Raw genomic sequence first — 21,589 nt, 5'->3', positions numbered from 1 at the left:
CCCGTATTTTCAGGTGGGTATAGCTGGCGTAGGGCGTGGGCTGCCGATTATAGGCGTGCCAGGACCGTGCGGGCGGCGCCATAGAATCGCTCGCGCAGGCGAGCGCGATCTTGCAATTCGATATTCTGGGCCAATACGAGGGTCATGCAGGTCAGATACAGGGGGGCGGGCGTGCGATCAAGGGCAGGCAGGGTGCGATCGGCACAATCTGCCAATCTTTCCTTTCGAAACCTTGTAAATATGGTGCCTTCCCTCTTTCGGCGGCGGCGCAGATCAGGCAGAGAGTATCGATGATTCGAGTCCCGTTGCTGCTTTCATTGAAATGCGGCGCGGGAATTGCTATTTTTAGCATATCCCCAGCGCCGGGGGAGGGTCGGCGCGCCTTACTGGAGGACAGTGTTCTGTCGACCGAACCTCACGCGGCCCCTGCCGCTGATAGCGAGGCAGCCGAGAGTGCTGCCAAGAGCCGCCCAACCAATGTGGAGTTGCTGGAGCGGATCCTGAGCTCCCTTGACGAAGACAAGGCCGAAGACGTTGTGCAGATCGATCTGCGCGGCAAGACGGCGATTGCCGATTTCATGGTGATTGCCACCGGTCGTTCCAGCCGTCAGGTGGCCGCAATTTCCGAAAAGCTGGCTGACCGGCTGAAGCATGAATATGGCATCCTTAGCAAGATCGAAGGCCGCGATACTGGCGACTGGGTGCTGCTTGATACCGGTGACGTGATTGTTCACCTGTTCCGCCCGGAAGTGCGCGAATTCTACCAGATCGAAAAGCTCTGGCAGTCGGGTATGACCCCAGGCCAGGGTGAGGCTTAGACAGGCCAAAGGTCTGTTTCCATGCAATGTGGTGGCGCCTGACCTTTCGGCGCCATCTCTTTTCTTTGTGCTGCGATCATGTCCAGACGGTCCATCGGGCTGCGTCTTGGGCCGGGCCCATAGCTGGGGCAGGCGGCGCGAGGGCAGGGCCGAACAGGGGGGCTTTTCTGATGCGTCTTCACATCTGCGCGGTTGGACGGTTGCGCGCTGGTCCCGAAAAATCCCTGATTGACGACTATCTCAGCCGCTTTGACCGTACCGGTCGGGCGCTGGGTCTGGGGCCTGCGCGCCTGATAGAGGTCGAGGACAAGAAGAACGCCGGCATGGGGGCCGAAGCCAGCCTGCTGCGCAAGGCCCTGCCCAAGGGCGCGGTGATCTGTACTTTGGATGAACGGGGCAAGCTTATGAGCTCGCCTGATTTTGCCAAGCGTCTGGGTGATTGGCGCGATACCGGGCGGCAAGATCTGGCGCTGATCATCGGCGGTGCCGATGGCATTGACCCTACGCTGCGGGCCGAGGCTGATTTTTCGATCTCTTTTGGCAAGATGGTCTGGCCGCATATGCTGGTGCGGGTAATGCTGGCGGAACAGATTTACCGCGCCGCCACCATCCTGTCAGGCAGCCCCTATCATCGCAGCTGACAGGGCTGATGCGCGCTGTGGCAATGCCAGGGCGCGCAGGCATTGTCAGCCCTTGGAGGGTTCGATCATTTCCATGCGGGTGGCGTGGCGGCCGCCTTCGAATTCGGCTGCAAGAAACGCATCAACGATGTCCAGCGCCAGCCCCTTGCCGACAACACGCGCGCCAAGCGACAGTATATTGGCGTCGTTGTGCTGGCGGATCATGCGGGCTGAAAAGGTATCGGCACAGACGCCGCAGCGGATGCCTGCAACCTTGTTGGCCGCCATCATGATGCCCTGGCCGGTGCCACAGACAAGGATGCCCAGCTGGCAATCTCCCGAAGCAACCCGTTCGGCGGCAGCCCGGCCGTGAATCGGGTAGTCGGTGCTTTCCGGCGTGGTTGGGCCGATGTCGATGACCTCCCAGCCCTGCTGCGCAATATGGTCGGCAATGGCCTGTCGGAGCGGAATGTCAGCATGGTCGCTGGAAAGAACGATGCGCGGTTTGGCAGTCATTGAGGCGGTTCCCGTGTCCTGTGGTGGCATGGTCTTGGGCGCAGGGCCACAACGGCCCGGCCCTAGAGGCAGCGTGTCGCGATGCCCTGTGGCACAGGATAGCATGGGCCGCAAGGTGGGTCACCCATCCGCTGGCCGCACCATGGGGGTGGCTCTGGGTCACTCGAGCCGGACGACAACGGTTTCCTGCGCCCATCCATCCAGCAGGCAGCGTGCCTGGATTTGCACCTGCGTGGTGCCCTTCGGCAGGGTGACATTGCCCAGCGATCTGGTGAAGGGCTGTTCGTGTTCATGCGGGTGGGCGAGGGGGCGCAGGCCCAGTTCCTTGCCCTGCATGTCCAGCACGCGCCAGCCATCTGCGTAGTGCCCCCAGCCAGTATCGGGATGTGATAGTGTGACGGCAAATCGCCAGGTCGCACCTGTGCGTTGCGCATCGACCGCCTCTATCTTTGGGGAATCTGCCAGCGTGGGCAGCGCCCAGAGGCAAGCGAACAGGCAGGCAGACAGGGGAGGGCTGTGGTATGGCATGCGGTCAGCCTAGCGGCACTGTGACTGGCGGGAAGTCACGATGGCGTGTGCCGGGGCGATTGCGGCATCCCATGGGGAAATCTGGGGGCTGGCAACTTCACGCTTGCCACCTGAGGTGAATTGGTAATATATTTTTACCAAATGCCACGCCGATCGGTAACCCCAAAGGAGAGCCCCATGGAGATGCCCCCCCCAGATCCCGCCATTCTGGCCCGCAAGGCGCATCTTGTTGCGCGATTGGCGGCGGTGCTGCCGGGGGATGCCCTGATCCAGGATCCGCGTGAAACCCGCGCCTACGAATGTGACGGGCTGGCGGCCTATCGCTGCCCACCGTTGTTGGTGGTGCTGCCACGCAGCACGCAAGAGGTCTCGGATATCTTGCGGATCTGCCATGAGGAAGGTGTTCCGGTGGTGCCGCGCGGGGCCGGAACCTCTCTGGCGGGGGGGGCGCTGCCGACGGCGGATAGCGTGATTCTGGGGGTGGCGCGGATGAATGCGGTGTTGGAAACGGATTACGAGGATCGGGTGATCCGGGTGCAGTCGGGGCGTACCAATCTCAGCGTCTCGGGCGCGGTCGAGGAAGCAGACTTCTTTTATGCGCCCGATCCGTCAAGCCAGCTGGCCTGTGCCATTGCCGGCAATATCGCGATGAACTCTGGCGGGGCCCATTGTCTTAAATACGGCGTCACTACCAACAACCTGCTGGGCGTCACCCTTGTGATGATGGACGGCACTGTGGTGGAAATTGGCGGCGCGCATCTGGATGCGGCGGGGCTGGATCTGCTTGGTGTGATCTGTGGCAGCGAAGGCCAGCTGGGCGTGGTAACCGAGGCCACCCTGCGCATCCTGCGCAAACCCGAAGGGGCACGGCCCGTTCTGATCGGCTTTGACAGCAATGAGGTGGCCGGCACCTGCGTCAGCGATATCATCAAGGCGGGCGTGCTGCCGGTGGCGATTGAATTCATGGACCGCCCCTGTATCGAGGCCTGCGAGGCCTTTGCTAAGGCGGGTTACCCGATGTGCGAGGCGCTGTTGATTATCGAGGTCGAAGGCGGCGAAGCTGAGATCGACCATCAGCTGCGCCTGATTGTAGAAATCGCCCAGCGGCACAACCCGGTAGAGCTGCGCGAAGCCAGCGATGCGGATGAAGCGGCGCGCATCTGGCTGGGGCGTAAATCCGCCTTTGGTGCCATGGGGCAGATCAACGATTACATGTGCCTGGATGGCACCATCCCGGTGGGCTCTTTGCCGTTGGTGCTGCGCCGCATCAGCGAATTGTCACAGCAATACGGCCTGGCCGTGGCCAATGTCTTTCACGCGGGTGACGGCAATATGCACCCGCTTATCCTGTTCGATGCCAACAAACCTGGTGATCTGGAACTTTGCGAAGAGTTTGGCGCCGAGGTCCTGAAGCTCTGTGTGGATGTTGGCGGCTGCCTGACGGGTGAACACGGCGTCGGCATCGAGAAACGTGATCTGATGCTGTATCAATATAGCCCCCGCGACCTGGAGGCGCAGTTGATGGTCAAGGATGTCTTTGATCCCAAATGGCTGCTGAACCCTGCAAAGGTCTTTCCCTTGTCGATCAGCGAAGATCGGCGTCGTGCGGCGCTGGCGGCGGAATAACTGGATATGAACAAGATGTTGACCCCTCAGAGCGAGGCCGAGCTGGCCGAATGCATCGCGGCAGCCCAGGCACCGCTTCATATCATTGGTGGGGGCACCCGCGGCTGCGCGGTTGCAGGTGATGCCCTGACAACCCAGGGCCTCAGCGGGATTGAGCTGTATGAGCCCGGCTCTTTGACGCTGGTGGCCAAGGCCGGAACACCCCTGGCCGAAATCGAGACCCTGCTGGCCAGCGAGGGTCAGCGCATGGCGTTTGAGCCAATGGATATGCGTAGTCTGCTGGGCGACAGTGGCACGCCAACAATTGGCGGGGCCTTTGCGGTCAACAGCTCTGGCCCCCGGCGTATCCAGGGCGGGGCTGCGCGGGATTACCTGCTGGGCGTACGCTTTGTCGATGGCAGCGGCCAGGTGATCAAGAATGGTGGCCGGGTGATGAAAAACGTCACTGGCTATGATCTGGTGAAGTTGATGGCTGGGGCGCATGGCACCCTTGGCGTGTTGAGCGAGGTTTCGCTGAAGGTGCTGCCGATTCCCGAGGCCAGCGTCACGGTGAGCCTGGCCGTGGCGGATTTGGCCGTGGCGGTTCAGGCGATGTCAGCGGCGCTGGGCTCTCCCTTTGATGTGACCGGGGCCGCCTATGATCCGGCGGTGGGGCTGGTGCATATCCGGCTGGAAGGCTTTGCGCCGTCTGTTGCCTATCGCCAGGAAAAGCTGACGGCCGATCTGGCGCGTATTGGCACTGCAGAGACCCGGCAAAGCTCCGAGGCGCTCTGGAAATATATTGGCTCTGCTGCGGCCTTCGTGGGCCGTACCGGGGATGTTTGGCGGATTTCGGTCAAGCCCTCGGATGCGCCGCGTCTTGCCCCGCAGCTGGGGGCCGAAGCCCTGCAGTTTGATTGGGGCGGTGGGCTGATCTGGGCCCTGACACCAGAGGGCGCAGACCTGCGGACCCGCATGGCGCAGGCCGGGGTTGCGGGCCATGCCACCCTGGTGCGCGGCAGTGGCGAAACTCTGGCGGCGCTGGGGCGGTTTCAGCCGCAGGCCAGACCGCTGGAAGAAATTTCCAAGGGGCTGCGGCGGCGGTTTGATCCGCGTGGCCTGTTGAACCCGGGCCTTATGGATACAGACCCGATGACACCTGGGCGTATGGGATAGATTATGCAGACGACATTCACCGAAGATCAGCTGAAAGACCCAAGTGTTGCGCGCTCGAACGAGATCCTGCGCGCCTGTGTGCATTGTGGGTTCTGCACCGCCACCTGCCCGACCTACCAGGTGCTGGGCGATGAATTGGACAGCCCGCGAGGCCGGATCTATCTGATCAAGGACATGCTGGAAAACAACCGGGTGCCGGATGCCAAGACGGTCAAGCATATTGACCGCTGCCTGAGCTGCCTGGCCTGCATGACCACCTGCCCGTCGGGGGTGCACTACATGCATTTGGTGGATCACGCTCGCGCCTATATCGACAAGAACTACCAACGCCCTTTGATGGATCGGCTGCTGCGGGCGGTGCTGGCCCGCATCCTGCCCTATCCAAACCGCTTCCGTCTGGCCTTGTTGGCGGCCAAGATCGCCAGCCCGTTCAAACCATTGATGCCGGATCCGCGTCTGAAGGCGATGCTGGAGATGGTGCCAAGGCAGATCCCCCCGGTCAGCCGCAATGATGATCCGCAAAGCTTTGCGCCACAAAGTCCGCACAAAAAGCGGGTGGCGCTGATGACAGGCTGCGCGCAGAAGGCGCTGAACACCGACATTAACGATGCCACCATTCGTCTGCTGACCCGGCTCGGCTGCGAAGTTGTGGTGGCCGAGGGCGCGGGGTGTTGCGGCGCGCTGACCCATCATATGGGCCGCGAAGACGAGAGCCACGCCACCGCCGCCAAGAATATTCGCGCCTGGAGTGCCGAAATCGCTGACAAAGGTCTGGATGCGATTGTGATCAATACCTCGGGCTGTGGCACCACGGTCAAGGACTATGGCCATATGTTCCGCAATGGCCCTCTCGCTGCCGAAGCGGCGCAGGTGTCGCAGCGCGCCATGGATATATCAGAGCTGCTGATGCAGCTGGACCTACCGACGGGTAGCGACAAGGATCTTACCGTTGCCTATCACGCCGCCTGCTCGCTGCAGCATGGGCAGCAGATCAAGACCCACCCCAAGACCCTGTTGAAACGTGCGGGCTTCAAGGTGGTTGAACCTGCTGACAGCCATTTGTGTTGCGGCTCTGCTGGTACCTATAACCTGATGCAGCCCGAAATCTCGGGCGAGTTGAAGGCGCGCAAGGTGAAAACGCTGGAGGCCAAGTCGCCGGATTTGATTGCGGCGGGCAATATTGGCTGCATGATGCAAATTGGCTCTGCGACGGAACTGCCCATTGTGCACACGGTGGAATTGCTGGATTGGGCGACAGGTGGCCCACAGCCCCCGGCGCTGAGCGCCGAGTCGCGGCCCAATGCCGGGGTGCCCATCCTGCGCTAGTCTGCGGGTTCCATGGCAACACTTCGGTGGCATCACGGTTTATTTTTCCATCGGGCTGTCATTTGCGCCCGCTTGCCGTATTTTTGCCGGAGCCTGCGGGTAAACATGCGGGCAACTGACGATGGAGGCAGATGTGCAGGGATTGCGGTTTGGTGCAGGGGTGCTTGGGCTGGTGCTTGGCCTTGTGGTGGCTTTCCCCTATGCGGCAGGGGCCAAGGACAGCCGTTTGCAACCCATGGAAACCTCTGACGCCGGGCGCGGCTGGGAGGCCGTCGGGCGACTGGATGTCGATGGCGAAGGCTTTTGCACCGGCGCGCTGATTGCACCGGATCTGGTGCTGACGGCGGCCCATTGCCTGTATGACGCGCGCAGTGGCACCCGGATGAAGCCAGAGACCATCGAGTTTCTGGCGGGCTGGCGCAATGGCCGGGCGTCGGCCTATCGCACGGTGGCGCGGGCAGTGGTGCACCCCGAGTACATCTTTGATGGCGAGGTTTCGACCGACCGGGTGCGCAAGGATATTGCCCTGTTGCAGTTGCAGCGCCCAATCCGCAATACCACGGTGATTCCATTTCAGACGGATAGCCGTCCGCGCAGGGGCGCTGATGTCGGGGTGGTGTCATATGCGCATGACCGCTCCGAAGCGCCCTCGATCCAGGAGCTCTGTACTGTGATGGCGCGGCAGGACGGGGTGCTGATCATGTCTTGCGATGTTGATTTTGGCTCTTCCGGTGCCCCGGTCTTTTCCTTTGAAGGCGGCAAGCCGCGCATCGTCTCCGTGGTCTCTGCCAAGGCCGAGGTCGACGGCAAGCGGGTGTCTCTGGGGGCGGCGCTGGCAGAAGAACTGCAATTGCTGCGCGCCCAGTTTTCCTCTGCTCGGATTGGCAGTCGCCTGCCGACCGGCGTGGGCCGTGTGCAGGTTGGCGGTGCGCGGCCAACTGGTGGCGCCAAATTCATCCGCCCCGGCGGATAAAACCCGGCGCGCAGGCCCCTTGAAATCGGGTTGGGCAGGCATATTTCATCTAGTGTCAGGGTCGCCAAGATGGGGCCCCGACTGCAGCCGCCCGTCCCACTGGGAGGGCTTATGAATGTCGCTCATATCTGAGGATATAAACATGCGTAGACTAGATTTTGCACCGCTGAACCGCGCAACCATTGGCTTTGATCAGATCGCCGATCTGATGGATCGCGCCCTGACCAATGATGTCAGCCAACCCAGCTACCCCCCCTACAACATCGAAAAAACTGACGATGACAGCTATCGGATCTCCATCGCTGTCGCCGGTTTTAGCGATGATGACCTCTCCGTTGAGGTGAAGGAAAATGCCCTGGTGGTGTCGGCCCGCAAAGGGGAAGAAGACGAAAGCCGCAGTTTTTTGCATCGCGGCATCGCCACCCGCGCCTTTGAACGTCGCTACACCCTCGCTGACCATGTGCGCGTGACCGGGGCCAGCCATGCCGATGGCATGCTGCACATTGATCTGCACCGCGAAGTGCCCGAGGCCTCTAAGCCCCGGCGTATCGAGATCAGCACGACAGGCCCCAAGCAAGCCTCGATCGAAGCCGAAGCGCAGTCTGTGAACTAATACCTCGCCGCGCCGTACCCCGTTCTGTTTGTTGGCTTTCTCCAGGGGCCTGAACAGACCGTGCATAGCCTCAGGTCAACTTTTGACCTGGGGCTATGTGTGTTTGTGCGCCCTTTGTGGGCATCCCCACCGGTAAGCTGAACAAGAACTTACCAAACGGTAAGCGCCTCAACTTACCATTTGGTAAGTATCGGGCTCCATGCTAGGAACTGATTGTCCCTTCAGGAGAAACGTCCATGCCTGCTGTTGCCCAAACCCGTACCCGGTTGCTACAGGTGGCCAGCATCAGGCTGGCCGAACGGGGCTATCATGGCACCAGTCTGGCAGCAGTTGCCGAGGATGTCGGGGTCAGCAAGCAGGCCCTGCTGCACTACTTTGGTTCAAAGGCGCTGCTATATTGCGCGGTGCTGGATCAGCTGGGCCAGGATTTGTTGCAGATGCTGTTTTCAGCCATGCAGGACGGGCAACCCGCCGAACAGCAGCTTGACAGTTTCTTTGCCGCGCTGACCGCAAGAGCGGTGCAGGATCCCTGGCTGCCGTCGCTGTTGCTGCGGGTGCTGATTGAAGAGCGGGCGGCCGGATCCGGGGACGCAGCCGAACCGCTGCCCCTGCAGGATTTCCTTGAGCCACTGATTGCGGTGATCCAGGCAACAGAGCGCTTCAAGGCCAGCAGCTTTGCGCAGGCTCTGGCCACGGCCCTGCAGCTATTGGGCGGTGCCTGCCTGTTCCCGGCGGCGCAGGCCGGGCTGGCGCATAGGTTTGGACCGGAGGTGGTTGATCAGCTGTGTAACATTTCCCCAGTCCAAATTCAGGCTTTGCTCGCGGCCAGACTATGAGACATCCAGCACAGCTTTAAGGGGAGCGCGATCAATTTTACCACTTGTCTGAAGTGTCCAATAAAGATTTAGTTGGGGTCAATCTTTAAGAGTTGCAACTAAGAGGCCAGAGGATGGATCCGAAGGACATTGAAGAGATGCAGGCGGGTTTCGCGGCGATCTATGGGCGCAAGGCGGAATTTGCGGATCGTTTCTATGTTCATCTTTTTGCCAGGATGCCAGAGGCTGAAGCGATGTTCGTCGGGGATTTTACCAAGCAAAAAGAGATGTTTGCCTCGATGTTGACCTATTGCCTTAAAGGCGTTTCCGACCACAAGAGTCTGATTCACGCAGGCGATACCCTGGCCAAGACTCATGCACGTTTTGACCTTGGTACACGGGAAGCGGAACTGGCGATCGATGCGATGATGGCGGCCTTTGACGATGTGCTGGGGGGTGATCTTGCTCCCTCCCAACGCGAAGTCTGGCGGGCGGCAATTACCCGGATCACGGGGTTGGTTCTGGCGGATAGAAGCCTAGAACACTGAATGTTTCATCTAGGGTCTATCCTGCAGCGGAAAACCGGGCCGGGCTGTCGCTGCGGGCCCCAGAAAACCTACTGGAGCCCGCCACTTGTCTGACTTGGGTACTGCCTGTTGGCAGGTCGTTCACACAGCCATGCAGATGTATTTCATTTCCAGATAGTCTTCGATGCCGTGGTGGCTGCCTTCGCGGCCCAGGCCAGACTGCTTGATGCCGCCAAAGGGGGCAACCTCGGTGGAAATGATGCCGGTATTGACGCCGACAATGCCATACTCCAGCGCCTCAGCGACTTTGTAGACGCGGCTTAGATCCTTGGCGTAGAAATAGGACGCAAGGCCAAAGATGGTGTCATTGGCCAGTGCGATGACCTCGTCTTCGTCGTCGAATTTGAACAGGGGCGCCAGCGGGCCAAAGGTCTCATCGGTGGCGAAAGCCATGTCGCGGGTGGCGCCGGTGACGATTGTGGGTTCAAAGAAGGTTCCCCCTAGGTCAGACGGGGCACCGCCCAGGATCACCTCTGCGCCCTTGGCCTTGGCATCGGCGATATGCTCTTGCACCTTTACCACCGCCTTGTCGGTGATCAGCGGACCAAAGAGCGTATCTTCCTCGAGGCCATCCCCGAGTTTCATCTTGGCGACGGCCGCTTTCAGTTTCGCTGCAAAGGCATCATAGACGTCGGCCTGTACGTAGATCCGGTTGGCGCAGACGCAGGTTTGCCCATTGTTGCGGAACTTGCACATGATGGCGCCCTCAACCGCGGCGTCGAGATCTGCGTCATCAAAGACGATGAAAGGCGCGTTGCCGCCCAGCTCCATCGAGCATTTTGTAACCGTATCTGCGGCCTGGCGCATCAGGATGCGCCCTACCTGGGTTGATCCGGTAAAGGTAAGCTTGCGCACGGCGTTGTTCTCGCAGAACTCCTTGCCGATTTCCGAAGCATTGGTAGAGGGCACAACGCTGAAGACACCAGCCGGAATGCCGGCGCGATCAGCCAGAACGGCCAGGGCTGTGGCCGACAGTGGCGTCAGTTCGGCCGGGCGGGCGACAAAGGCGCAGCCCGCGGCCAGCGCCGGGCCGGCCTTGCGGGTGATCATTGCATTGGGGAAATTCCACGGGGTGATAGAGGCGGCAACACCAATGGGCTGCTTCAGCACCGTGATGCGTTTGTCACGCTGATGGCCGGGGATGGTCTCGCCGTAGATGCGTTTTGCCTCTTCCGCAAAAAATTCGATGAAAGAAGCGCCATAGGCGATTTCACCGCGCGCCTCTGCCAGGGGTTTGCCCATTTCTGCCGTCAGGATCACCGCCAGGTCTTCCTGATTCTCCATCATCAGATCGAACCACCTGCGCAGCACGGCGGCGCGTTCCTTGCCGGTCCATTTGGCCCAGTCTTTCTGCGCCGCCTCTGCCTGAGCGATAGCACCGGCAACCTGTGCACGGCTGAGATCGGCCACCTGGGCGATGACATCGCCGCGGGCAGGGTTGATGACGTCGAACTGGCTATCGCCATCAATGAAAGCGCCGCCGACATAGGCGCGGGTTTCCAATAGGGTGGGATCGTTCAAGAGCGATCTCAGCGCGGTGGTTTGTTGCAGCATTGGGGCCTCCTGGAGTGGATATGCAGGCATGGAAAACAGCTGCCTCTTCATATGTCCAGAAAGAACGATAAGTCCAGATTTGATCAAATCCTTGTTGAGCCGGTGCCAAGCGCATCTCTCAAGCCATAGAAAGGTCCAGGGTCGGGGATTGAGGAGGCAACCCTGTAGATAGTTTGACAATGGCTGGCAGAGCTTGTCACTTAGAGTGGCAAGCAGGAGAGACAGATGACGATCGATTTAGACGACGCCTATGCCAATGGGGCCTATATTGCCGGCGCAGATAACTATCCTGCGCGCTGGGCTGCCTCGGCAGAGGATTTTCGCAATAGCCTGCATGAGCGGGCGCGCCTTGATCTGCCATATGGTGATGGTGCGCGGCACCGATTTGATCTTTTCCTGCCTGAAAGTACGCCGAAAGGCGTTTTGGTCTTTGTGCATGGCGGCTATTGGCTGGCCTTTGACAAAAGCACTTGGTCACATCTGGCAGTGGGGGCGCTGGCCCATGGCTGGGCGGTGGCGATGCCGTCATATGATCTGTGCCCCGAGGTGCGGATCGCGGATATTACCCAGCAGGTGGCCAGCGCGGTGACCCAGATCGCACAGGAATTGCCAGAGGTGCCGATCTCGCTGGCAGGCCATTCTGCGGGCGGCCATCTGGTGGCGCGCATGTTGGACCCGGAGGTGCTGTCGCCTGTCGTGGCAAATCGGTTGAAGATTGTGGTGCCGATCTCGCCCCTGGCGGATCTTGTGCCGCTGCTGCGCACTACAATGAACAAAAAATTTCAGATGGATGGCCCTGCAGCCAAGGCCGAAAGCCCGGTTGAAATGCAAGAGCGATATCGGGTCGATGTCACCGTCTGGGTCGGCGCCGAGGAACGCCCGGCCTTTCTGGATCAGGCGCAGTGGCTGGCGGATGCTTGGCAGGCAGATCATGTGATTGCCTTTGGCAAGCATCACTTCAACGTGATCGACCCGCTGGCAGATCCGGCCAGTGACCTGGTGCGCCTGCTTACAGATTAGTCTGCCATCCGTGATCCTGGCTTGCTGGACCGGCCACCGCGAGGCGAGCCTGTACCCGCGCAGGAATAGCGGACCGGAGGACGGATAGGGGCGGGCGCCGAAATCACTTGCCTCTGGCGCGTTTCAGGGGCATTTTGCAGCTAGACCGGGCGATGGCGTCGCCACATGGCAGTCTTTCGGGCGATATGCAGCACAGGCGCTGCCAGGCCCAATTGCAGTCAGCCATGGGTCTTTCTCAACATTCCGTCCTGTACGCCAGGACCTTTCTGTCAAAAGGAAGGATCCAGCATGACTGCACGTCCTGACATGTACCGCTTTCACAATGGTGAAAAAGCACCGCTGCAATTTGCCACCTCTGAATATGAGGCCCGAATTGCCGGGTTGCGCAAGATTATGGAGCAGACCGGCACAACAGCCGCTGTCTTCACATCGATGCATAATATCTCGTATTATTCGGGGTTCACCTATTGTGCCTTTGGCCGCCCCTATGGGTTGGTCGTCACTGCGACCGAAGCGGTGACCATTTCCGCCGGCATTGATGCAGGCCAGCCCTGGCGGCGCTCTTTTTGCGACAACATCACCTATACCGACTGGCAGCGCGACAATTTCTGGCGGGCCATCAGATCGGTGACGGGCGAAGGCGCCGTGGTGGGCTATGAAAGCGACCATCTGACACTGCTGCAAAAGACCAAGCTGGAGGCGTTTCTTAGCCCTGACCGTCTGGTGGATCTTTATGCGCCGACCATGGTGCAGCGCATGGGCAAATCCGAGGCGGAGCTGGAGATGATCCGCGCCGGGGCTGCGGTGGCTGATGTGGGCGGCTTTGCCATCCGCGAGGCGATCAAAGAAGGCGCGCGCGAAATCGACGTGGCCATGGCCGGGCGTGATGCCATGGAGCTGGAAATTGCCAAGCGGTTTCCAGACGCTGAATACCGTGACAGCTGGGTCTGGTTTCAATCGGGGATCAACACAGACGGGGCGCATAACCCGGTGACGGCGCGCCGCTTGCAGCGCGGCGATATCCTGTCGCTGAATACATTTCCGATGATTTCGGGCTATTATACGGCGCTTGAACGCACGCTGTTCCTGGGCGAGGTGGACCCTGAAAGCCTGAAAATCTGGGAGGCCAATGTGGCGGCGCATGAATACGGTATCTCGCTGCTGCAGCCCGGTGCCAGCTGCGCCGATATCACCCATAAGATCAACGCCTTCTTTGAAGAGCGCGACCTGCTGCAATATCGCACCTTCGGCTATGGCCACTCCTTTGGGGTCTTGTCGCACTACTATGGCCGCGAAGCCGGGCTGGAGCTGCGCGAGGATATCGATACGGTTCTGGAGCCGGGGATGGTGATCTCGATGGAGCCGATGTTGACCCTTGCTGAAGGACAGCCCGGTGCCGGGGGCTACCGGGAGCATGATATCCTGATCATTCATTCGGATGGCAATGAGAATATCACCAAGTACCCCTATGGGCCTGCGTTCAACGTTGTGGGCTAGGGGCAGGGCCCTAAGCGCCAGCGTTGCCAGGCGGGCAGAGCCGAAGGCTCCCGCCCAGGTTTGATCCCTGCCGGGATCAAACCTCGTTGGGCCCGGCACCGCGCCAGTGCGCGGTGCTGTCGGTGGTGGTTGCGAGCGGTGAATCTGGCCGCAGGCGATTGCGCGACCTGCCGCTTTGCGCCGCTTGCTCCTGGAGGCAGGGCTTCCCCCTTGCTTTCAAGGCCAAACCACTTATGAGTAGCAGCCACCCCCTCTCTTGCAAAAGGGGGCTCTGTTGTGATGCTGTGCTGTAGAGCCGCCCCAGTCTGCAGGGGAAATGCGCGTCAACAGATGACACCTGCTTCAGAAAAGTGACCAAGCTGCACCATGGATGACCCCCACGACCGAAGATTGACCGAGTTCGCACTGATTCAGCTGTTGCCGAACATCATGACCGTGGGGGCGATATGCGCCGGGCTATCGGCCATTCGCTTTGGCGTGCAGGGCAACTATGTGCTGGCGGTACAGCTGATCCTGGCGGCGGCGATCCTGGATGGGTTGGACGGGCGGCTTGCCCGCGCCCTGGGCAGTGACAGCAAAATGGGGGCCGAGCTGGATTCACTGGCGGATTTTCTCAACTTTGGGGTTGCGGCGCCGCTGGTGATTTACTTCTGGGCGCTGCAGGACATGAGCAATGCCGGCTGGATTTCGGTGCTGGTGTTTTCGGTCTGCTGCGTGGTGCGCTTGGCGCGATTCAACGTGGCCACCAAATCGGAAAAGGTGAGCGAGGTTTCCAGCGGCTACTTTGTCGGTATTCCCTCACCTGCGGGGGCACTGCTGGCGATGCTGCCAATGTTTGTCTCTTTTGCCTTTGATACCGGGGGCGGGTTTCCCAAGTTGCTGATCTGCTTTCACATGGTTGTCATCGGATTGCTTATGATTAGCCGTATTCCGACCTGGTCGCCCAAGATGGTTCGCATATCGCGCGAAAACGTGAAGTATTTTTTGGTGGCCTGTGCCTTTGCAGGTGCCGCAGTTCTGACCTACGCTTGGACCACATTGGTTGTGCTCTGCCTGAGCTATATCGTTCTGGTGATGTGGGGGTTAATTAAAAAAACGCCGGTATAAACCCGGTACCTTGGGAGAATTCTAATTTGGATATCAAATCTGTTGAAACCTCTTATGCCCGTTGGGCACCGGTCTACGACAAGACATTTGGCGCCGTGACAAGCGCAGGCCGTCGTCGTACCGTCGAATTTATCAACAGCCATGGCGGATCGGTGCTGGAGGTGGGCGTCGGCACTGGCCTGTCGCTGCCCGACTATGGGCCAGGTGTTGCCGTTACCGGCATTGATTTTAGCGAAGATATGTTGGCCAAGGCCCGCCGCCGGGTGGCGGAAAAGGGGCTGAACAATGTAATAGCCCTACGCCAGATGGATGCGCGGCAGCTGGATTTCCCGGACAATAGTTTTGACACGGTTGCCGCGATGCATGTGCTCTCGGTGGTGCCAGAGCCAGAGCGGGTCATGGCAGAGATTGAACGGGTGCTGCGCCCCGGTGGCAAGGTGGTGATCTCGAACCATTTCAAAAGTACGCAAGGCGTGCTGGCATCGATCGAGAAGTTTTCGGCCCCCTTTGCCAATGTGCTGGGCTGGCATTCCGATTTTGCGATTGAACGGGTGCTGCAGGAAGAGCGCCTACAGGTCGAGACCCAGCAAGCCCTGCCACCTTTTGGCATGATGACCTTTCTGGTTCTATCGAAACGGCACCGGAACTAGACCCGCCACTGCCGAGGGTGGTGTGCCAGAAGCTAGGCAGCAGAGGGGCCCGGTTATCAATTGCTAGATGCGCTAGCCACGGCAGAGGAGAAGCCGACGCATGTTTGCCTTTTTACGCCTGCTGGTAGTGCTACTGATATGTCTGACCCCAATCTACTGGGGCCTGTTGTTTTACGCACGGTCGCGATGCCGGGCGCGGCTGTCGCAGCGTTGGCAAGAGAAGGGGTTGACCACAAGTCGGCAGGCCTTCATCCAGCGGGGGTTGAAACGCTATGATCGCTCTTTCCGGCGCAGGCTGGTCTTATTGGTCTATATTCTGCCGCTGGGCGCGATTGCGCTGGTGATCTACCTGGTTAACTTTAGCTGAGAGGCATGTCTGATGGCCTATATCAAATGGGGTGTCCTGATCACGATCTGGTCCGCTTTTGCGGGGTTCTTGCACTATACCCTGCCGCAATATGATGTGGTGCGGATCGTCAATACATACGAAGAACGTCAGGAGTTGGACAATTGGAAGAAGATCTTCTGGTCCACCCCAGATAGCCAAACGCAGGCTGCTGTGACGCGGGATGTTCAGTTCATTCAGGCCTTTCGTGCCAATGGCGATGCCATTGTCTATCGCAACGAGGACACTGGCTGGCACTGGCCACCCTATTTCAAGTTCGATACCGCCAATCTGTATTCCGAGGCCAATGACGCGATCTCTACCAAGGATAATCCTGAATGGGTTTCGGTGCTACACTACGGCTGGCGCAGCGTTTTCCTGTCGACCTTTCCCAATGCGATCTCGATCAAGCCAGTCACTGGCCCCGAGGATAAGCCATTCAATTGGATCAGCACAGTCATCCTGGTGCTATTGGCAGCGCTGTTCTGGGCGATCTATGTGCGCTGGCGCAGATTTCGCCGTAGCCGGATTGACCCGATGTTGGAGGATGTCGAAGACGGGTTTTATGCTGCAGGGGATGCGCTGTCCGAACGGCGCAGCCGTCTGCGGCGGTGGTTTTCCAGCTGGCGCAATTAGCCTGTTGGCGGCCCTGACCGGGAATGAGCGTTTGCCGCATTCCTTTGCAGCCACGAGATGGGCTTTGCCTATTTGCTTCCGTCTGTCCTAGACACTGAAATCCGACACCCACCTTTGCGCGACCTGTTTTAGTCGGAAAACAGGTGCGGGCTATTGGCCAGGGTCTGTGCTGTTTCAATCGGCAGGCCGAAGACCTCGGCCAATTGGCTGGCGTTGATCTCGGCACTGTCTGACTGGCGTATCAGGTGGTAATTGGCGAAACCGGCGTCGCGCAGGCGGTCGGCTTCGTAGAGGATGTCATTGCGAATGGTCGGCAGCAGCCGCTTCAGCGCCTGTTGTGGCGTGTGTTCCCCCGCAAGGCCAACCCGGTGCGCATGGCCAATCAGATAGTCATCGGAAAAGTCGCATTCGATCTGCAGCGTGCGGGTGGTAGAGCGATCACTGTTGAAGTCATTCATCAGATCCAGCGCGGTCGGATCCAAGCAAATGACCAGCCGGTTGGTGTCAAAATACTCAAACAGCATCCGCATCAAGGCACGCCGATGCCGTGTGCGCTTGCTCAGAGAGGCCTGAATGCCACCCAGATCCGGCAGCGGTGTTGCCTCTTCGTGGAACAGATAGTCAATGGCGGCAATATCGGTGTGTTGCCGCAGCTGGGCGATCAGCCGTTTGGCGACGTGCCATTTTTTGCAGACCACGATGATCAGCTCGCGCTCGCGCCCGAGAGAGCTTTCTTTTTCCCAAAACCGGGTGGCAAAGCGGCGCCCAATACGGCCGCGCTGCACCAGGAATTTATAGAGATTGCGTCCCTCGTTTGAGACTTGGAAATCAACGCCTTGGGCCGCATAGAGCCGCCCAAGGCGCAGTTTCAGCTCTTTGGCGTCTGGGCTGATTTTACGGGCAAACAGAAAATCCTGGCTCAGCAGCAGATCGTAGTGATCATTGTAGAAATTCACCGGCATGCCGTAATCGGTAAACATCAGAAATGTCAGTGTACGGCTGTCGATTTCAGTATTGGGAACCAGATGTCGTACCAGAGTCTGGAAAAAGGTCTCATCCGGGATCCAGGTGCGCTGGAAAAAGCGCACCACGTCTTTTCGCTGCTTCACAAAGTCAAAGATGGCTTCAACCGTGCGCCGCCTTAGACACCACCACTGGCTGCCAATCTGCACCTGAATGTCAGCCGGTATTTGTCGCTGTAGCCCCAGCTTCTGTTGCAGGGTGAGGCTGGCGTAGAACAGGGCCTTGTGCTTGCGTTCGTTCAGAAAATGGCGATAAATCAGCCGCTCTTCCTTCAGGCCAGTTTTGATCCAGTCGCTTTCGAAGAAATCAAAGCTCTCGACAAAGTCGCAGTCCTGTTGATCCAGAAAGCCATGGGCGTATTCTGCTGTTTTGATCGCCATGCAGTCGCCGGACAGCATGTAGAAATGGGTGGCGCGCGGAAAGCTATCGAGGGCGCTGTACAGGGCGTTCAGGGTGGCTTGCACCAGCGACCATTCTCCCCAGCCGCATTTGACGCGGGTCTTGGCAAAACAGACGTTCGGGTTGCCTGACAGGGCCTTGCGAATGCTTGCATAGTCTTCTGCACTGGCGCTGCGGTCAAAATGGATGGACATGTAGTCGCCCACCGCGGTGAGCTGCTCTGCCTGCAGGATGATCGCCTCTGGATCCTTATGGCAGAGCAAAATATACGCAATTCTTGCCATTTTGGAGACGATGCATCCTGAAGTGAGTTGATTGTTCCCTTGATAAAGGGGCAAGGCCATTGAATAAACCAGATTATTTTAATTTTATCTGTAGATATTAAGTGTACAGGTTCCGCTGCACAAAAGGAGGAAGGCGATATGGGATACCCAGGTACCTGGATGACCGAGTCCGAGAGCGTCATTTATCGCGTGGTGCCGAAATGCGCCTGTTCGACCATTGGCCAGATCCTCTACTATTCTGACCATGGCGCTTTTTTTGACGGTGACATCCATGATGCGCAGAGTGGACTGCACAAATGGGCGCTAGAGCACAGCAAGGATCCGATCAGCCGCAAGGTGCGGGACAATAGCAGCTATGCTTTTACCTGCGTGCGCAACCCCTATACCCGAGTGCTCAGCTCGTTTTTTGACAAGATCTGCGGCATTCAGCGCAACGGCAAACGCTATCGCGGTAATCTGGTGCCAAAGTTGACCTATGAATATGGCATCGAGGTTGGCGGCGCGGACGGCAAGCAAGAATTCGACCAGATCAAGAGCTTCCGGCGGTTTTTGCTATTTGTGCGTGACAGTATCCGGTTTCGCCGCCCGATGGACCCGGATATCCATTGGTCCGCGATGTCGGGCCATGTCTCGACCTATGTCGGTAATGGTGGGCGCTACAACAAGATCTTCTGGACCGAGGATTTCAACAGCGGCATGCAGGATGTGCTGGACGCGATTGAAACGCCGCATAGGGTTGATCTGGCAAATATTCCCCGCTTCAACGAAAGCGAAGGCCATGGCCCCAAGCGGGCGCACCCGGTTGCAGACTATTTTGACGATCTATCGATGCACCTGATCTATGAGATCTATAAACGCGACTTTGATCTGTTCCGATATGATTTTGAGAATCCGGGCAACAAGATGCCCATTGGCGAAATTGACCTCGACGAGATCCACGCCAAGCTTGCGGAATAGCAGGCGTAAAACAGGTGGCAAACAGGGAGGTGGCGCTCCCGCCCGTCCGGCGGGCCTTGAAAAGGCCCTTGTCCCGTTGGGCCCGGCGCCACGCCAAGGCGTGGCGCGGTTGCGCCAGATGGTAGGGTGCCTCTTTGAACTTGCGAAAACGTCCGGGTCAAGGGCGGCAAAGCCGCCGCGCGATAGCGCGGTTTACCCTTGAGGCGGTCGTTTTATCTAATACTTGATAGGGCGCGTTTGGGGCATACCTGCCCCTAAACCGCTTCTCAGCAGATCTTTTTATTATTGCTCCTGGCGGGCAGGCTGGGGCGGGGTGTTTTTTCCAGTTTGGGTGGCGGCAGGCCCCGCGCCGGGCAAAGCCCGGCGCGGGGCCCAAGCTCGCGGAGGGTTTTGCCATCAGGCAAAAGCCGACAGAGAGGGCGGGAGCGCTACGTTGCAGCAGCTACACTTGGCTGCAAAGCCCCCCCAATATTCAAGATATAGAAGGGGGGGCGAATTTGCGGTGCGGTTAGCCGTCGTAGTCTTCCGGTAGTTCGCGCACCGCGCCTTTGGCGGCTGATGTGGCCAGCATGCCATAGGCTTTCAGCGCCTTGGAGACCTTGCGCTTGCGTGGTTTGGCGGGCTTCCAGCCGACCGCATCCTGTGCAGCGCGCCGGGCGGCCAGAACCTCGTCCGAGACCGCCAGATGGATTGTGCGGTTGGGAATGTCGATCTCGATCTTGTCGCCCATTTCAACCAGCCCGATCGCGCCGCCTTCGGCCGCTTCAGGGGAGGCGTGACCAATGGAGAGGCCAGAGGTCCCGCCGGAAAACCGTCCATCGGTCAGCAAGGCGCAGTCTTTGCCCAGACCTTTGGATTTCAGGTAGGAGGTCGGATAGAGCATTTCCTGCATCCCCGGACCACCGCGCGGGCCTTCATAGCGGATCACCACCACGTCGCCCGCCTTGACCTTGCCGGTCAGAATATCGCTGACAGCCTGATCCTGGCTTTCGCAGACATAGGCAGACCCGGTGAATTTGAGGATCGAGGCATCCACACCGGCGGTTTTGACGATACAGCCATCCAGCGCGATATTACCAAACAGAACCGCAAGACCACCATCCTGGCTAAAGGCGTGTTCCTTGCTGCGGATCACGCCGCCTTCACGGTCGATATCCACCTCTTTATAGCGGTTTTCGGTGGAAAACGCCTGGGTGGTGCGCACACCGCCGGGGGCGGCTTTGAACAATTGCTCGGCCTCGGGGTTATTGGCGACCTTGATGTCCCATTTGGCAATCGCTTCGCCCATAGAGGCGGAATGCACTGTGCTGCAATCATTGTGCAACAGGCCTGCGCGGGACAGTTCGCCAAGGATTGAAAAGATGCCGCCGGCCCGGTGTACGTCTTCCATGTGGACGTTTTCGATATTGGGCGCCACCTTGCACAGACAGGGGACATTGCGGCTCAGCCTGTCGATGTCATCCATGGTGAATTTGACTTCGCCCTCATGGGCAATCGCCAGCAGGTGCAGCACCGTATTGGTCGACCCGCCCATGGCGATATCCAGGCTCATGGCGTTTTCAAAGGCCTCAAAGCGGGCGATTTCCCGTGGCAACAGGCCTGGTTCATTGCCCTCGTAGTGGCGTTTGGTTATCTCGACGATCTTGCGGCCGGCCTCCAGGAACAGATGCTTGCGGTCCGCGTGGGTCGCCAGGGTAGAGCCATTGCCAGGCAGCGCCAGGCCCAGGGCTTCGGCCAGGCAGTTCATCGAATTGGCGGTGAACATGCCAGAGCAGGACCCGCAGGTTGGGCAGGCGTTTTCTTCGATATGCTGGACCTGTTCATCCGTCATGGTTTCGCTGGCGGCGGCAACCATGGCATCGACCAGGTCGATCTTTTTCATGTCGAGATCGGCTATGTCGATCTTGCCGGCCTCCATCGGGCCGCCAGAAACAAAGATCACCGGGATGTTCAGGCGCATGGCGGCCATCATCATCCCCGGGGTGATCTTGTCGCAGTTGGAAATGCAAACCATGGCATCGGCACAGTGGGCGTTGACCATATATTCCACCGAATCCGCGATCACCTCGCGCGAGGGCAGCGAATAGAGCATGCCATCATGCCCCATGGCGATGCCGTCATCCACCGCGATGGTGTTGAATTCCTTGGCGACACCGCCGGCCGATTCGACTTCGCGGGCGACCATCTGGCCCAGATCCTTCAGGTGCACGTGGCCGGGCACAAACTGGGTGAAAGAATTGACGATAGCGATGATTGGCTTGCCAAAATCATCGTCTTGCATGCCGGTGGCACGCCACAATCCGCGGGCGCCGGCCATATTGCGGCCATGGGTAGAGGTTCTGGATCGGTACATTGGCATCTGGCTGTTTCCCTTGTCTTTGCCCTCAGACACACGATTTGCGCAACAAACGCAATATCTGCGGACGTGTTTTGGTTCTATTAACCCGGCGCGGGGGCGTCGGGGGTGTTTTGGTCGGCCGTTTGCGCAGGCGGCGGCGTT

General features: G+C 59.2%; 21 protein-coding genes. 16 read left to right on the top strand and 5 right to left on the bottom strand.

The genetic code is table 11. The features are described 5' to 3' along the window. Positions 1 to 401 precede the first annotated feature (401 nt). Positions 402 to 818, top strand: coding sequence for a ribosome silencing factor (rsfS, locus tag ACN0VH_RS10375; protein WP_232403400.1), 417 nt, complete (start codon positions 402 to 404; stop codon positions 816 to 818). A 170-nt stretch (positions 819 to 988) separates the two neighbouring features. Further along, entirely contained in the window at positions 989 to 1,459 is a 471-nt protein-coding gene (gene rlmH, locus ACN0VH_RS10370; protein ID WP_278922751.1) for a 23S rRNA (pseudouridine(1915)-N(3))-methyltransferase RlmH, read from the top strand. A 45-nt stretch (positions 1,460 to 1,504) separates the two neighbouring features. Here rlmH and rpiB read toward each other — a convergent pair whose 3' ends face one another. Further along, complete coding sequence (gene rpiB, locus ACN0VH_RS10365; RefSeq protein ID WP_417700564.1) at positions 1,505 to 1,954, bottom strand: ribose 5-phosphate isomerase B; 450 nt, start codon at positions 1,952 to 1,954, stop codon at positions 1,505 to 1,507. A gap of 159 nt (positions 1,955 to 2,113) precedes the next feature. Then, positions 2,114 to 2,482: a hypothetical protein gene (locus ACN0VH_RS10360; protein ID WP_417700563.1), complete on the bottom strand. Its 369-nt coding sequence runs from the start codon at positions 2,480 to 2,482 to the stop codon at positions 2,114 to 2,116. A 177-nt stretch (positions 2,483 to 2,659) separates the two neighbouring features. Between ACN0VH_RS10360 and ACN0VH_RS10355 the strand changes: the two genes are divergently transcribed. From ACN0VH_RS10355 to ACN0VH_RS10325, 7 genes are all read left to right on the top strand, one after another. Further along, complete coding sequence (locus ACN0VH_RS10355) at positions 2,660 to 4,108, top strand: FAD-linked oxidase C-terminal domain-containing protein (RefSeq protein ID WP_417700562.1); 1,449 nt, start codon at positions 2,660 to 2,662, stop codon at positions 4,106 to 4,108. 15 nt (positions 4,109 to 4,123) lie between these two features. After that, a complete protein-coding gene (locus ACN0VH_RS10350; RefSeq protein ID WP_417700561.1) occupies positions 4,124 to 5,263 on the top strand; it encodes an FAD-binding protein in 1,140 nt (379 codons plus the stop codon). Positions 5,264 to 5,266: 3 nt separating this feature from the next. Further along, entirely contained in the window at positions 5,267 to 6,589 is a 1,323-nt protein-coding gene (glcF, locus tag ACN0VH_RS10345) for a glycolate oxidase subunit GlcF (protein ID WP_278922756.1), read from the top strand. Positions 6,590 to 6,722: 133 nt separating this feature from the next. Continuing rightward, entirely contained in the window at positions 6,723 to 7,562 is an 840-nt protein-coding gene (locus ACN0VH_RS10340; RefSeq protein WP_417700560.1) for a trypsin-like serine peptidase, read from the top strand. 142 nt (positions 7,563 to 7,704) lie between these two features. Beyond that, positions 7,705 to 8,175 carry an Hsp20 family protein gene (locus ACN0VH_RS10335; protein WP_278922757.1) on the top strand — a complete coding sequence of 157 codons (471 nt, stop codon included), beginning with the start codon at positions 7,705 to 7,707 and terminating at the stop codon, positions 8,173 to 8,175. A 236-nt stretch (positions 8,176 to 8,411) separates the two neighbouring features. Then, complete coding sequence (locus tag ACN0VH_RS10330) at positions 8,412 to 9,011, top strand: TetR/AcrR family transcriptional regulator (RefSeq protein ID WP_417700559.1); 600 nt, start codon at positions 8,412 to 8,414, stop codon at positions 9,009 to 9,011. Between the two features lie 113 nt (positions 9,012 to 9,124). Then, complete coding sequence (locus ACN0VH_RS10325) at positions 9,125 to 9,538, top strand: globin family protein (RefSeq protein ID WP_278922759.1); 414 nt, start codon at positions 9,125 to 9,127, stop codon at positions 9,536 to 9,538. A gap of 120 nt (positions 9,539 to 9,658) precedes the next feature. On the opposite strand, the gene ACN0VH_RS10320 is transcribed toward ACN0VH_RS10325, so the two are convergent. Further along, a complete protein-coding gene (locus ACN0VH_RS10320; RefSeq protein ID WP_417700558.1) occupies positions 9,659 to 11,131 on the bottom strand; it encodes an NAD-dependent succinate-semialdehyde dehydrogenase in 1,473 nt (490 codons plus the stop codon). Between the two features lie 231 nt (positions 11,132 to 11,362). Between ACN0VH_RS10320 and ACN0VH_RS10315 the strand changes: the two genes are divergently transcribed. The 6 genes from ACN0VH_RS10315 to ACN0VH_RS10290 all read left to right on the top strand — a co-directional run bounded on the left by ACN0VH_RS10315 (position 11,363) and on the right by ACN0VH_RS10290 (position 16,426). Continuing rightward, positions 11,363 to 12,151 (top strand): alpha/beta hydrolase, encoded by a 789-nt coding sequence (locus tag ACN0VH_RS10315; protein ID WP_278922904.1) that lies wholly within the window; start codon positions 11,363 to 11,365, stop codon positions 12,149 to 12,151. 288 nt (positions 12,152 to 12,439) lie between these two features. Next, the gene (locus ACN0VH_RS10310; RefSeq protein ID WP_417700557.1) at positions 12,440 to 13,648 is read left to right on the top strand and encodes an aminopeptidase P family protein; all 1,209 of its coding nucleotides are present in this window, start codon (positions 12,440 to 12,442) and stop codon (positions 13,646 to 13,648) included. A gap of 366 nt (positions 13,649 to 14,014) precedes the next feature. Further along, a complete protein-coding gene (pssA, locus tag ACN0VH_RS10305) occupies positions 14,015 to 14,755 on the top strand; it encodes a CDP-diacylglycerol--serine O-phosphatidyltransferase (RefSeq protein ID WP_278922775.1) in 741 nt (246 codons plus the stop codon). A gap of 26 nt (positions 14,756 to 14,781) precedes the next feature. Next, positions 14,782 to 15,405, top strand: a complete 624-nt coding sequence (locus tag ACN0VH_RS10300) for a class I SAM-dependent methyltransferase (protein WP_278922776.1) — start codon at positions 14,782 to 14,784, stop codon at positions 15,403 to 15,405. A gap of 100 nt (positions 15,406 to 15,505) precedes the next feature. Then, the gene (locus tag ACN0VH_RS10295; RefSeq protein ID WP_278922777.1) at positions 15,506 to 15,772 is read left to right on the top strand and encodes a hypothetical protein; all 267 of its coding nucleotides are present in this window, start codon (positions 15,506 to 15,508) and stop codon (positions 15,770 to 15,772) included. A 12-nt stretch (positions 15,773 to 15,784) separates the two neighbouring features. Next, positions 15,785 to 16,426, top strand: coding sequence for a DUF1523 family protein (locus ACN0VH_RS10290; protein ID WP_278922778.1), 642 nt, complete (start codon positions 15,785 to 15,787; stop codon positions 16,424 to 16,426). A gap of 128 nt (positions 16,427 to 16,554) precedes the next feature. Here the strand turns inward: ACN0VH_RS10290 and ACN0VH_RS10285 are convergent, their stop codons facing one another. Continuing rightward, complete coding sequence (locus tag ACN0VH_RS10285; protein ID WP_417700556.1) at positions 16,555 to 18,132, bottom strand: DUF5928 domain-containing protein; 1,578 nt, start codon at positions 18,130 to 18,132, stop codon at positions 16,555 to 16,557. A gap of 138 nt (positions 18,133 to 18,270) precedes the next feature. Here ACN0VH_RS10285 and ACN0VH_RS10280 point away from each other — a divergent pair, with 138 nt between their 5' ends. Then, positions 18,271 to 19,089 carry a sulfotransferase family protein gene (locus ACN0VH_RS10280; protein ID WP_278922780.1) on the top strand — a complete coding sequence of 273 codons (819 nt, stop codon included), beginning with the start codon at positions 18,271 to 18,273 and terminating at the stop codon, positions 19,087 to 19,089. 508 nt (positions 19,090 to 19,597) lie between these two features. On the opposite strand, the gene ilvD is transcribed toward ACN0VH_RS10280, so the two are convergent. Continuing rightward, the gene (ilvD, locus tag ACN0VH_RS10275; RefSeq protein WP_278922781.1) at positions 19,598 to 21,448 is read right to left on the bottom strand and encodes a dihydroxy-acid dehydratase; all 1,851 of its coding nucleotides are present in this window, start codon (positions 21,446 to 21,448) and stop codon (positions 19,598 to 19,600) included. Between the last annotated feature and the right edge of the window lie 141 nt (positions 21,449 to 21,589).

The organism is Pseudophaeobacter sp., from assembly GCF_048267565.1.
In the GTDB taxonomy this organism is placed as follows: Bacteria; Pseudomonadota; Alphaproteobacteria; order Rhodobacterales; family Rhodobacteraceae; genus Pseudophaeobacter; species Pseudophaeobacter profundi.
This window is presented reverse-complemented; position numbering and strand designations above follow the sequence as displayed.